The organism is Streptomyces sp. NPDC014676, assembly GCF_043084105.1.
Taxonomy (GTDB): Bacteria; Actinomycetota; Actinomycetes; order Streptomycetales; family Streptomycetaceae; genus Streptomyces.
In genome coordinates this window covers 880,712-892,941 of sequence record NZ_JBIBZI010000002.1, presented here as the reverse complement: position 1 = coordinate 892,941, position 12,230 = coordinate 880,712, and the positions used below count along the sequence as shown (strand labels likewise).

The following is a 12,230-nucleotide window of genomic DNA, read 5'->3' as shown; positions in this document are numbered from 1 at the left end:
GCGTGGCCCTCACCCCGCGAACGTCTCCCCGAACGCCCCGTCCTCCTGCTCCACCCCACTGCAATTGGTCAACGCGTCATCCGCGGAGGCGTCTTCCCCGCACTCCGTGTCCCGGAACGTCGACCACATCGACACCCACGCGATTCCCTTCTCCTCCGCGAACGCCCGCACCTCCGCCGCGTCCGCGAGCGTGAACGTCTCCCCCTCCACGTCGTTGACGCCGATCATCGAGGTGAGCGCCATGCCCCGCCAGACATCGGCCTCCGACAGCCCGAAGACGTCCTGGAGCTGGGCGTTCGCCGCCTCGGCGGAGGTGAGGGCGTACTCGCCCATGTCACCGTCGTAGGACTCGCCGTAGTTCATCGTCATGAGGTTGACGGTGGTGACCTGGGCGCCGTGGTTGTTCGCGGACTCCAGCAGGGCCAGTCCGTCCTCGTCGAGCCCGGACGGCATGACCGGAAGGGTGAACGACACCTCCAGGTCCGTACGTTCCTCCTGGAGCAGCGCGATCGCCTCCGAACGCAGGTCCACGGAGGCGGAGTCGGCGAGTTCGTCGCCCTCGATGTCGAAGTCGGCGCGGGTGGCGCCGGCCGCGTCCAGCGCGGTGCCGTACGCCTCCGCCAGTTCCTCCGCGGTGTCGCAGGTGGCCGCCAGTTCGTCCCCGGAGGCGCCGCCGAAGGAGACCCGGACGTCGGCGCCGGACCCGGTGAGCCCCGCGATCCGGGACGTCACGCTCTCGTCGTCGATGTCCTGGGTGCCGTTCCAGTACGGGGTGCAGCCGCTGCCGGAGGAGATCACGAACGCCAGGTTGTACGTCGTGGGGGAGCCCGCCGAGTCGGTGCCGGAGGCCGCCGAGACACTGACGTACGGGGCGTACGCGGTGACCGGCGCGGACGACGACGAGGCGGAGGGGGCGGGATCCGCCGGGGCCGCGTCCGTCGTGGTGCCCCCGGCGGAACAGCCGGCGGTGGCCGCGGCCAGGGCCAGGGCCGGGAGGAGGGCGAGCCCGGCAACGGACTTCAGTGGACCGCGCATCGTGCTCGTTCCCTTCATGAGACATCGGGTGGACGGCCAACGTGGCACACGGGTCTGTGCGCTTTCTGAGGATGTACGCCCGGTTCCCGGACCATTCTCAGGGGACGGAGAGGTTCGCGGCCTTCCCACGGGAGACTCACAGGGAACACCAGGTTTTCCCTGCACAACGGCCTCTACCGTCCGGGCCATGCATTCCGATCCCGCCATCGAAAGCCGCGCCGACGTGCGCGGCCGTCGCCGCAAACGCCGCAACGGGTCCGGCGAAGGGCCCGTCTTCGTCGACTCCTCCGGACGCCGGGCCAGGCTGCTGCGCCGGATCGGCCTGCTCCTGGGAACCGTCTGCGCCGGCTACGCGGTCGTGCTGGGTCTGACCTTCATGGGCATCGGCACCTCGGTCACGCCGGCCTCGCTGCTGCCGTTCGGAGGCGGACAGGGGCAGGCAGAACCCGGTGGCGGCGCGGGCCCGAGGAACGGGGTGGCCCCGACCGGCACCCCGCCGTCCCCGCCGGCCGGCACCCCGGGCGCCACCGCCGTCCCCACCCCCTCGGCGACGTCATGACCGCCGCGCCCCCCGCGCGCGGCCGGCGCCGCGCCCCCACCCGCATCGAGCGCGCCGCCGGGCGGGCCGCCGCACTGCACCGGCCGCGGGTCCTCCTCGCGCTGCTGCTCCTGCTCGCCCTGACCTGCGTGATGCTGCTCGACGGCTATCTGCGCGCCGAGGTCGGCGACGACCAGCGGGTCCGCACCGGGGCCTCGGCCTCCGAGGTGCCCGACGAGATCCTCGACGGCGGCCCGATCCTCTCCTTCCCCGGCGGGCAGGCCGAGACCGTCTCCGTCCCGGACAAGACGATCGTGCTCACCTTCGACGACGGACCGGACCCCACCTGGACGCCGAAGGTCATGGAGGTCCTGGAGGAGTACGACGTGCCCGGCACGTTCTTCGTGGTCGGCTCGATGGTGTCGCGCCACCCCGACATCGTGAAGGACCTGGTCGACCAGGGCCACGAGATCGGCGTCCACACCTTCACCCACGTCGACCTGTCCTACCAGAGCGCCTCCCGCGTCACCCGCGAGATGGAGCAGACCCAGCTCGCGCTCGCGGGCGCGGCCGGGATCACCACCACGCTGTTCCGGGCGCCGTACTCCTCCAAGCCGGACGCCATCGACAACTACAGCTGGCAGGTCTACCAGCAGCTCGGCGAGGACGGTTACACCAGCGTCTTCATCGACACCGACAGCGAGGACTGGAAGGAGCCGGGCGTCTCGAAGATCGTCGAAGGGGCCACCCCGGAGGACGGGGAGGGCGCCTCGGTGCTCTTCCACGACTCCGGCGGCGATCGCACGCAGACCGTCGCGGCGCTGGCGACGTACATCGAGAAGATGCGGGCGGAGGGGTACACCTTCACCACCGTCAGCGGGGCCATGGCCGAGCAGCAGTCCGCCGGCGGGTCCGGAGCGGGCGGGTCCGTAGCGGGCGGTCCCGGTGCCGCCGCCGGCGCTCCGTCCGGCACCGGCAATCAGCTCCAGGCCTCCCACCGCACAGCCACCGGCACCACCCTCTACGAGGGCAAGGCGCTCATCGCGGCCGTCACCGTCGCCGAGTGGACGGTGCCCGCGCTCTCGGCCGGCCTGGTGATCGTGGGCGTGGCCGTCATGGGGCGGTTCGGTCTGATGCTCGTCCTCGCCCGGCGCCACTACCGCCGGCGCAACAGACGCCGCTTCGGCTGGGGACCGTCCGTGACCCGGCCGGTCAGCGTGATCGTCCCGGCGTACAACGAGAAGGAGTGCATCGAGAACACCCTGCGGTCGCTGGCCGGAAGCACCCATCCGATCGAGATCGTCGTCGTCGACGACGGCTCCACGGACGGCACGGCGGAGCTCGCCGAGGCGCTCGGTCTGCCCAACGTCCGGGTGATCAGGCAGGAGAACGCGGGCAAGCCGGCCGCCCTGAACAACGGCATCCGCAGCGCCCGGCACGACATCGTCGTGATGATGGACGGCGACACCGTCTTCGAACCGGACACCGTGGGCCGTCTGGTGCAGCCCTTCGCCGACCCGTCGGTGGGCGCCGTCGCGGGCAACGCCAAGGTCGGCAACCGCTCCACGCTCATCGGCGCCTGGCAGCACATCGAGTACGTGATGGGCTTCAACCTCGACCGGCGCATGTACGACCTGCTGCGCTGCATGCCGACCATCCCCGGAGCGATCGGCGCGTTCCGCCGCGAGGCGGTGCTCCAGGCGGGCGGGATGAGCGAGGACACCCTCGCCGAGGACACCGACATCACCATCGCGCTGCACCGCGGGGGATGGCGGGTCGTCTACGAGGAGCACGCCCGCGCGTGGACCGAGGCCCCCCGGTCGCTGCGGCAGCTCTGGTCGCAGCGCTACCGCTGGTCGTACGGCACCATGCAGGCGCTGTGGAAGCACCGCGGATCCCTCACCGACAAGGGGCCCTCGGGACGGTTCGGGCGGGTCGGCATGCCGCTGGTGGTGCTCTTCCAGATCGTCACGCCGGTCTTCGCGCCGCTCATCGACGTGTTCACCGTGTACTCGATGCTCTTCGTCGACTTCAAGGCCGCCCTGCTGGCCTGGCTCGCGGTCCTGGGCGTGCAGCTGGTGTGCGCCGCGTACGCCTTCCGGCTCGACCGGGAGAAGTACCGGTACCTGCTGATGATGCCGCTGCAGCAGTTCGCGTACCGGCAGATGATGTACCTCGTCCTCATCCATTCCTGTGTCACCGCGCTGACCGGCGGCCGGCTGCGCTGGCAGAAGCTGAAGCGGACGGGTGAGGTCGGGATGCCGTCGGCGGGGACGGGCGGCTGATGGGGGCGCACCGCAAGGGGGCCGCACGGGACACACGGGCCGCACGGGCCGGACGCCCGGAACCGGCGGCCCCGGCCGGCCCGGCGGCCGCCCCGTCGTCCCCGGCCGGCCGTGACGGGTACTTCGACCTCCTGCGCGCGGTGGCCCTCGTCCGGGTGGTCGCGTACCACACCTTCGGCTGGGCCTGGGCGGGGATGGTCTTCCCGTCGATGGGGGTGATGTTCGGGCTGGCCGGCACCCTGATGGCCAGGTCGCTGCGGCGCCCCGCGCTCACGGTGATCCGGGGCCGGGTCCGCCGCCTGCTGCCGCCGTTCTGGTTCTGGGGCTTCTTCGTGGTCACCGCGATGCTGGTGCACGGCTGGGTGCCGGGGTGGCGGATCGTGTACTGGATCGTGCCGCTCGGCGACCCGCCGGGCAGCGCCTGGGCCGAGCAGGCCTGGGAGATCGTCTGGTACCTGCGGACGTACCTGTGGTTCGTGCTGCTCTCCCCGCTGCTGCTGCGGGTGCTGCGGCTGTCGCCGGTCGTGGTGCTGGTGCTGTCGCTCGCCCCGGTCGTCGTCCTCACGTACGTGTGGCAGCCGCCGGAGGGGCGGCTCGGCAGCGCCCTCACCGACCTCGCGACGTTCCTGTTCTGCTGGCTCCTCGGCTTCGCCCACCACGAGGGGGTGCTCGCGCGGCTGCGCCCCCTCGCCGTCGCCGTGGCGTCGCTCGCCGCGCTCGCGTACGGCGGCTGGTACGCCCTCGCCCACCAGTCGGAGTACGGCGGCACCTACGACCTGGACGACAACCCGCTCGCGCAGGCCTTCTGGTCGGCCGGGTTCGTGACGCTGCTGATGTACGCCAAGGAGTACGCGGGCCTCGTGGGACCGTCCCGCTCCCGGCTGGTCACCGTGTTCAACGCGCGTGCCGTGACGATCTACCTCTGGCACGAACTGGCGCTGATCCTGGCCGTGCCGCTGATCGACCGGTTCTGGGAGGTGCCCGCGTTCGAGAAGTACCTGCCGCTGGAGAGCCAGTGGTTCCTGTTCGGCGTCGGCTGGGTCCTGATCGGCGGCTTCGTCCTCGCGTGCGGCTGGGTCGAGGACGTCGCCGCGCGCCGGAAGCCGACGCTCCTGCCCGGTGGGCGGGCTGCAAGAATGGGCGCGTGACCCGCGCATCCCTGGACAAGCAGCCGCACGAAGTCGCCTCGATGTTCGACGACGTCGCGGAACGATACGACCTGACGAACGATGTGCTGTCCCTCGGCCAGGACCGGCGATGGCGCAAGGAGGTCGCGAAGGCCGTCGACGCCCGGCCCGCGCAGAAGATCCTGGACCTGGCGGCCGGCACGGGCACCTCGTCGATGCCCTTCGCCCGCGCCGGCGCCTACGTCGTGCCCTGCGACTTCTCCCAGGGCATGCTCCGGGTCGGCAAGCGGAACAACGCCTGGCTGCCGTACACGGCCGGCGACGCGACCCGGCTGCCCTTCAAGGACGACGTCTTCGACGCCGTCACCATCTCCTTCGGGCTGCGCAACGTGCAGGACACGGACGCGGCGCTGCGCGAGATGCACCGGGTGACCCGGCCCGGCGGGCGGATCGTCATCTGCGAGTTCTCGCACCCGACGTGGGCGCCGTTCCGCACCGTCTACACCGAGTACCTGATGCGCGCGCTGCCGCCGGTCGCCCGGTCGGTGTCGTCCAACCCGGACGCGTACGTCTATCTCGCCGAGTCCATCCGCGCCTGGCCCGACCAGCCCGCGCTGGCCGGACGGCTCCAGGGCGCCGGCTGGTCGAGGGTGGCGTGGCGCGACCTCACGGGCGGCGTGGTGGCGCTGCACCGGGGGTTCAAGGAGAGCTGAGCAGCACCGCGTGGGGCGGGGCGGGCTCCTCCAGTTCCCGCTGGAGTCCGCCCGTAGGGGGCACCGGCCCGCGCGGCTCGCGCACCCCTCCGCCGCCCTCGCCCTCACCGAAGTCGAACCACACGTGGACCACGGAGTCCCGCGGCACCTCGGTGCCGGGCTGCGGATACTGCCGTACGACGTAGTCGACGACGACGCGTTGGAAGTCCGCCCGGTCCGGGGCGTGCACGGACAGGCCCCGGGCCCGGGCCGACTCGCGCGCGTCCACGGCCATCAGTCCGACCAGGCGCGGCACGCGCACTTCGGGCGTCGGTGTCCTGGGTGTCATACGCACGGACGTCACCCCCAAGCGGTACCGGCAGAGTAGACCCGGTGCCGTGCCCGCCGGAAGCAGAAAGTGGCTTTCCGTGACAATTGATTACCCTGAGTGACTATAGGGTGTCGGGGTCAAGGTCCAGCCGGTAGCAGTGGCCCTCCTGTCGGGAGGACGGGATCGTGAACGTCTCGGCGAGGCGCATCCCGAGCCGCCGGGTGACCGCTATGGAACGGGAGTTGCGGGCGTCCACCATCGCCACCACGCCCGTCAGGCCCGCCGCCGTCACCCGCTCCAGGGTCTGCCGGGCCGCGGCGGTGACGTACCCCTTGCCCCAGTGCTCCCGCGCGAGCCGCCAGCCGATCTCGATCTCGCCCGTCGGGCCCCAGTCGCGCTCCCACGGCTGGGCGCCGGTGAAGCCGATGACCCGGCCGGACTCGTCGAGCATGGTCCACAGACAGAAGCCGAGCTGGGCGTCGTGCCGGCGCTGGCGGGCGGTGAGCTCCTCGTAGACCGACAGCTCCGCCGGCGCGCCGCCGTGGAACTCCATGACGTCCGGGTCGTCGAAGATCCGGTGCCAGGCGAAGGCGTCCTCGTGGGTGGGGACGCGCAGCCGTACGACGGGGAGAGCTCGGTTCACGGGGGCAGCCCTTCAGCCGGGTGATCACTCGTGCTGAATAGACTGCCCGTGTCCAGTGCCGGTCGGCACGCAGATTTCGAACTTGGGGAGATCCCGCCGTGACCGAGCCCCTCTCCGACAACACCGCCGATGTGATCGTCGTGGGCGCGGGGCCAGCCGGCTCCGCCACCGCGTACCACCTGGCCCGGTCCGGACTCGACGTGCTCCTGCTGGAGAAGACCGAGTTCCCGAGGGAGAAGGTCTGCGGCGACGGCCTCACCCCGCGCGCCACGAAGCAGCTCGTCGCCATGGGCATCGACATCTCCGAGGAGGCCGGCTGGCTGCGCAACAAGGGCCTGCGCATCATCGGCGGCGGGGTCCGCCTCCAGCTCGACTGGCCGGAACTCGCCTCCTTCCCCGACTACGGCCTGGTCCGCAAGCGCGACGACTTCGACGAGCAGCTCGCCCGGCAGGCCCAGAAGGCGGGCGCCCGGCTGCACGAGCGCTGCAACGTGAGCGGGCCCGTCATCGACGACCGCACCGGGCGCATCACCGGCGTGAAGGCCAAGCTCGGCGAGGACAAGCGGGAGGTCACCTTCCACGCCCCGCTGGTGGTGGCCGCCGACGGCAACTCCACCCGGCTGTCCCTGGCGATGGGGCTGCACCGGCGCGAGGACCGGCCGATGGGCGTCGCGGTGCGTACGTACTTCACCTCGCCCCGCCACGACGACGACTACCTGGAGTCCTGGCTGGAACTGTGGGACCGCCGCGGCCCGCAGGACCGGCTGCTGCCCGGCTACGGCTGGATCTTCGGCATGGGCGACGGCACCAGCAACGTCGGCCTCGGCGTGCTCAACACCACCGACTCCTTCAAGGAACTGGACTGGCGCGAGGTGCTCAAGGCCTGGTGCGCCTCGATGCCGGAGGACTGGGGCTACACCCCGGACAACATGACCGGCCCGATCCGCGGCGCCGCGCTCCCCATGGCCTTCAATCGCCAGCCGCACTACACGCGCGGCCTGCTGCTGGTCGGTGACGCGGGCGGACTGGTGAACCCCTTCAACGGCGAGGGCATCGCCTACGCCATGGAGTCCGGGCAGATCGCCGCCGACGTGATCGTCCAGGCCCACGCGCGGGCCACCCCGGCCCAGCGGGAGATCGCCCTCCAGCGCTATCCGCGCGTGCTGAAGGACACCTACGGCGGCTACTACACGCTCGGCCGGGCCTTCGTGAAGCTCATCGGCAACCCGAAGATCATGCAGATCGCCGCCCAGCGCGGACTGACGCACCCGATGCTGATGAAGTTCACCCTGAAGCTGCTCGCCAACCTGACCGACCCGACGGGCGGCGACGCGATGGACCGCATCATCAACGGCCTGAGCAAGGTGGCACCGAAGGCGTGACCGGCCGGACGGTTCTGACGGGGCGTCCGATCGTGATCATCGCGTAATACGCCGGTGGACAACTGACCGGCCGCGGCCGGGGTCGTACGGGACGTAACCACTCAGGCACGTCCCGTACGACGAAAGAGCCTTCCATGACACAGCAGGCACAACGGCGGACCGGGCCGCTCAGAGCCCTGGGGCTGGTGGCCGCCGCGAGTCTGGTCGCGGCCGGTGCCGCGGGCACCGCCCGGGCGGCCGACGAGCCCCTCCCCGTGACCATCACCGGCGAGGACCGGGTCGACCTGTCGCTGGGGTCCGGCAGCGGCGACTCCCCGGAACCGCAGATCGACCTGCGGCTGAATGTCCCGGGGGAGGAGTTCGAGGGCGACGGCGTCGTCCCGCCCGTGTTCACCGGCGACTACACGATCCGCATCGACGCCACCGGGCTGGAGGGCGTCGCCTCGGTGGACCTCCCCTGCGACGCCGACGGCCTCGTCGCCACCTGCACGGGCCGGGAGCTGTACGCCGGTCAGCAGTACAACCGCGTCGGCAAGATCCGGCTCGACCTCGACGACGACAGCGAGGCCGGGGACTTCGGCAGCATCAAGGTCACCGGCGAGGGCGAGGGGCTGGACTTCACACCGCTGGACATCGACGTGCTCGTCGGCGGCCCCGAGTTCCTGAACCGCACGCTGCCCCTGCCCGGTGATCTGAAGGCGGGCGACACCTACAAGGCCCCCGTGGGCCTGCGCAACGTGGGCACCCTGCCCGCCGAGGGCGCGGTGCTGCGGTTCCACGGCTCGCGCGGGGTGTCCTTCCCCGACTCGTTCGGCAACTGCGCCTACTCCGAGGTGACCACCGGCCCGCTGCTGCGGCAGGGCACCGACGTCATCTGCACGTTCCCGGACACCATCGACGCCGGTGCGGCGTACGCGCTCGCCCAGCCGTTGAAGGTGGGCACCGCCGACTTCGCGCTGCGCGACATCTTCACCTACTCCTTCACGGCCGTACCGCCGGGCGAGGCGGACGGCCTGCGCGAGGGGGAGGAGTACCGGCAGGGCAACGGAGTGGACCTGGAGCTGAGGCAGGTCTCCGACGCCGACCCCGCGGACTACACCCGGTACGCGGAGCTGGACCTGCCCACGACGAACACCTACGACCTGGAGCTGACCGGCGCCTCGCTGGACGCCGGGGCCGGCGACACCGTCACGGCGGAGATCGGCTTCCGCAACCACGGGCCGGCCTGGATCAGCGCCCTGCGGTCCGGCGGTGAGTCCTTCTCCTTCACGGTGGAGGTTCCCGAAGGGGCGACCGTCACCAAGGCCCCGGAGAAGTGCCGGGAGACCACCCTCGCCGAGGACGAGAAGGGCTACCGCTGCCGGGTGAGCACCCCGCTGCTGGAGGACGCCGAGTTCACCTACCCGTTCGAGCTGCGCGTCGACCGGGTCGTCGAGAACGCCAAGGGCGAGGTGGCGCTGCCGGAGTCGGGCGACCCTGCCGAGCCGAATCGCGCGAACAATTCGGCCTGGATCGTCCTGAACGGCTCAGATGGGCAGACGGACGGCGGAACGGGTCAGGACGGCGGCGGCGCCACGCCGTCCGCTTCGCCTTCGCCCTCGTCCTCGTCCGGTTCCGGGCAGGACGGCGGTACCGGTTCCTCCGGTTCCGGTGCGAACGGTACGTCCGGCGGCGTCCAGGGCGGTCTGGCGTCCACCGGCGCCGGCGGGACGGCGCTGATCGGCGGGGCGGCACTGCTGGCGCTGGGCCTCGGCGCGGGCGTGACCGTGCTGCTGCGCCGCCGGGCGCGGCGGACGGGCGGGGCCATCGCCTGAGAGGCGTGAGCGAGCGCCCACGCGGCGCGAAGCCGTGAGCGGCGCTGTGGGCGGCCGGGGTCCGGAGGGCGGACTCCGGCCGTCGGCGTCCGTACCGGGGCCCCGTGAGGGGCCGTCACGGGGCCGTACGACGCCCGGTGGGTGCGTATCGACGCCGCCAACCCGCCCGAGCAGCGGGATGATTCGGGCAATCGGGCGATCTCGGCCCGGTGTGCGGGAACACCGGAGGGCCGCTGCCCCCGAGCGGCAGCGACCCTCCGGCCCATGACGGGGCGCGGCTCAGAGCACGCGCACGGCACCCGACGCGGGGTAGCCGGAGAGGTCCTGGATGACGACGCCCTTGGAGGGGTTGGCCGCGTCCAGGTACTGGCCGCCGCCGATGTAGACACCCACGTGGTACGCGGAACCCTTGCCGCCCCAGTAGAGGATGTCGCCGACCTGGATCTGGGACAGCGGGATGTCGGTGCCGGCCATCGACTGGTCCTGCGAGACGCGCGGCAGGTCGACGCCGACCTGCTTGAACGCGGCCTGGACCAGGCTGGAGCAGTCCCAGGCGTTGGGGCCCGAGGCGCCCATGACGTAGGCGTCGCCCACCTGCGCCTGAAGGAAGGCGATGACCGTCGCGACGCTGCCGCTGGCCGGCGCGGAGGCGGTCGTGGTGGCGGCGGCGGTGGTGGTGAGGGTGGTGCGCTCGGCGCTGCGGGTGGCGCGCTCGGCGGCGGCCTTGCGGGCCTCCTCGGCGGCCTTCTTCTTCGCCTCGGCCTTCTTCTTGGCCACCGCGAGGTCGGCCTTGGCCTCCTTGGCGGCCTGCTCCGCGGCCGCGTCACGCTCGGCCCGCAGCTGGTAGTTCGCGGCGGCCTGCTGGGTGGCGTCCGCGGACTGGGCGACCTGGGCGGCCAGGTCAGCCGTCAGGGTCGGCAGTTCGAGGGTCTGCGTCACCGGCTCGGCAGCGTTCGCCGAACCCGACGCCCCGGCCACTGCCAGGGTGCTGAGGACGCCACCGGCAACGCCGGCCCGCATCGCCATCGTGGACTGGGCGGTGCGGCGGGGCTTCCGGTGGCTGCGTATGTGAGCGGTGTGGGACATGGGAACAACCGGTACCAGGGACTGCTTCATACCTTCAAGAAACGTGTGCTGCGCCACAGTTGTTCAATCGGGACTCCGAATCCCGGGCGTGTCGCTTTTTATTGACGCCCTAACGGACATTGCGGGCGTCCGTGATCGGCCCGTGATCACGTACTTTCATCGTTACGTCCGAATTGCCCCGCGCCTACCACTGGTGGGACTGGTTGGCCAACCCCTCCTCTCAGGCGCCTCTCGTGAATGTGGCGGAGGTCACGGAACGATTACCCGCACCGTCGCGTCCGAGAGCGCCGGCCGCGCCTCGGCCGGCCGCCGGGATCGACGTCCGGATCGATGCGGGCGTCGATGCGGACGTCGCCGGCCGGAGCGGCGGCCGGAGCGGGCTCGGGTCGGCGGCCGGATCGACGGCGGGACGGTGGCCGGGGCGGCGACCGGAGTGCGGGTCGGATCGCGCCGCCGGGACTTCGTGAACGCGTGCACACGTCCACATCCCGCCCCTGATCCCCCCCTGATGTGTGAACGCTCCTCTATCAAGAGATCGAGTCCAGCGCCAATTTGCATGCGCGGGAAGCCTCTTGATATGGAGACGGCTGCTCTGAGCTGCGCCGACGAGGCAAAATGTCACCTTTGGTGATCGCCTGGATGCTTGGCGTGTGAAGATCACCGCTCATCCGACTTCATGATCGTTCGTCAGGTGGTGGAGATCACAAAGCTTGTGCGATACCCCGTGTCGCAGATCACAGACCCGCAGGCATAGGATGCGGAGCGGTTGGGCTTGTGACCTGCTTCACATGTTCTCGATCTTCGCCGGGGCGGGCGTGGTTCGTGGGGCTGTTGAGGCGGGGCGAGCCCGACGCACCACCTCCCCCAGGGGCTCGGCTTCGCTCACCCCCGGGGGGACCCCATTGCAGTCAATGCCGACTGAGAGGAGCGAGGAGCGGTGAACGCGTATGCGCCCATCCTCGTACTGGGAGCCCTCGGGGCAGGCTTTGCGATCTTCTCCGTGGTCATGGCCACGCTGATCGGTCCGAAGCGGTACAACCGCGCCAAGCTCGAGGCGTACGAGTGCGGTATCGAACCGACCCCCACGCCGGCCGGCGGCGGGCGCTTCCCCATCAAGTACTACCTGACGGCGATGCTCTTCATCATTTTCGATATCGAGATCGTCTTCCTCTACCCCTGGGCCGTCACCTTCGACGCCCTGGGGATCTTCGGGCTCGTGGAGATGCTGCTCTTCGTGCTCACCGTCTTCGTCGCGTACGCGTACGTATGGCGGCGCGGCGGCCTGGAATGGGACTGA

General features: G+C 71.1%; 11 protein-coding genes. 7 read left to right on the top strand and 4 right to left on the bottom strand.

From position 1 onward, the window contains the following. Positions 1–9: 9 nt before the first annotated feature. Positions 10–1,035 (bottom strand): chitinase, encoded by a 1,026-nt coding sequence (locus ACF1DX_RS08550; RefSeq protein ID WP_391790412.1) that lies wholly within the window; start codon positions 1,033–1,035, stop codon positions 10–12. A 187-nt stretch (positions 1,036–1,222) separates the two neighbouring features. Between ACF1DX_RS08550 and ACF1DX_RS08545 the strand changes: the two genes are divergently transcribed. From ACF1DX_RS08545 to ACF1DX_RS08530, 4 genes are read left to right on the top strand one after another with little or no spacing between them, the layout of a single operon-like run. Beyond that, entirely contained in the window at positions 1,223–1,594 is a 372-nt protein-coding gene (locus tag ACF1DX_RS08545) for a hypothetical protein (RefSeq protein ID WP_391790411.1), read from the top strand. Then, positions 1,591–3,858, top strand: coding sequence for a bifunctional polysaccharide deacetylase/glycosyltransferase family 2 protein (locus ACF1DX_RS08540; protein WP_391790410.1), 2,268 nt, complete (start codon positions 1,591–1,593; stop codon positions 3,856–3,858). Before ACF1DX_RS08545 ends, ACF1DX_RS08540 begins: the two co-directional genes overlap by 4 nt. Beyond that, complete coding sequence (locus tag ACF1DX_RS08535; protein ID WP_391790409.1) at positions 3,858–5,006, top strand: acyltransferase; 1,149 nt, start codon at positions 3,858–3,860, stop codon at positions 5,004–5,006. Before ACF1DX_RS08540 ends, ACF1DX_RS08535 begins: the two co-directional genes overlap by 1 nt. After that, positions 5,003–5,698 (top strand): demethylmenaquinone methyltransferase, encoded by a 696-nt coding sequence (locus ACF1DX_RS08530; protein ID WP_391790408.1) that lies wholly within the window; start codon positions 5,003–5,005, stop codon positions 5,696–5,698. The genes ACF1DX_RS08535 and ACF1DX_RS08530 overlap by 4 nt, the downstream gene beginning before the upstream one ends. Here ACF1DX_RS08530 and ACF1DX_RS08525 read toward each other — a convergent pair. Beyond that, on the bottom strand, positions 5,685–6,026 hold the full coding sequence (locus ACF1DX_RS08525) for a PASTA domain-containing protein (RefSeq protein ID WP_391790479.1): 342 nt from the start codon (positions 6,024–6,026) through the stop codon (positions 5,685–5,687). The genes ACF1DX_RS08530 and ACF1DX_RS08525 overlap by 14 nt on opposite strands. A 103-nt stretch (positions 6,027–6,129) precedes the next feature. Beyond that, positions 6,130–6,651, bottom strand: a complete 522-nt coding sequence (locus tag ACF1DX_RS08520) for a GNAT family N-acetyltransferase (protein ID WP_391790407.1) — start codon at positions 6,649–6,651, stop codon at positions 6,130–6,132. A 98-nt stretch (positions 6,652–6,749) separates the two neighbouring features. On the opposite strand from ACF1DX_RS08520, the gene ACF1DX_RS08515 reads away from it, so the two are divergent. Further along, complete coding sequence (locus ACF1DX_RS08515) at positions 6,750–8,033, top strand: geranylgeranyl reductase family protein (protein ID WP_391790406.1); 1,284 nt, start codon at positions 6,750–6,752, stop codon at positions 8,031–8,033. Between the two features lie 134 nt (positions 8,034–8,167). Then, a complete protein-coding gene (locus ACF1DX_RS08510; protein WP_391790405.1) occupies positions 8,168–9,847 on the top strand; it encodes a hypothetical protein in 1,680 nt (559 codons plus the stop codon). Between the two features lie 279 nt (positions 9,848–10,126). Here the strand turns inward: ACF1DX_RS08510 and ACF1DX_RS08505 are convergent, their stop codons facing one another. Beyond that, on the bottom strand, positions 10,127–10,963 hold the full coding sequence (locus ACF1DX_RS08505) for a C40 family peptidase (protein ID WP_391790404.1): 837 nt from the start codon (positions 10,961–10,963) through the stop codon (positions 10,127–10,129). Between the two features lie 907 nt (positions 10,964–11,870). Between ACF1DX_RS08505 and ACF1DX_RS08500 the strand changes: the two genes are divergently transcribed. Then, positions 11,871–12,230 (top strand): NADH-quinone oxidoreductase subunit A, encoded by a 360-nt coding sequence (locus ACF1DX_RS08500; RefSeq protein ID WP_003974383.1) that lies wholly within the window; start codon positions 11,871–11,873, stop codon positions 12,228–12,230.

Bases quoted from the DNA above. Each gene is read 5' to 3' on its own strand.
- ACF1DX_RS08535 (WP_391790409.1), top strand. From the start codon at position 3,858: ATGGGGGCGCACCGCAAGGGGGCCGCACGGGACACACGGGCCGCACGG.
- ACF1DX_RS08510 (WP_391790405.1), top strand. From the start codon at position 8,168: ATGACACAGCAGGCACAACGGCGGACCGGGCCGCTCAGAGCCCTGGGG.
- ACF1DX_RS08505 (WP_391790404.1), bottom strand. From the start codon at position 10,963: ATGAAGCAGTCCCTGGTACCGGTTGTTCCCATGTCCCACACCGCTCAC.
- ACF1DX_RS08525 (WP_391790479.1), bottom strand. From the start codon at position 6,026: ATGACACCCAGGACACCGACGCCCGAAGTGCGCGTGCCGCGCCTGGTC.
- ACF1DX_RS08540 (WP_391790410.1), top strand. From the start codon at position 1,591: ATGACCGCCGCGCCCCCCGCGCGCGGCCGGCGCCGCGCCCCCACCCGC.
- ACF1DX_RS08550 (WP_391790412.1), bottom strand. From the start codon at position 1,035: ATGCGCGGTCCACTGAAGTCCGTTGCCGGGCTCGCCCTCCTCCCGGCC.
- ACF1DX_RS08545 (WP_391790411.1), top strand. From the start codon at position 1,223: ATGCATTCCGATCCCGCCATCGAAAGCCGCGCCGACGTGCGCGGCCGT.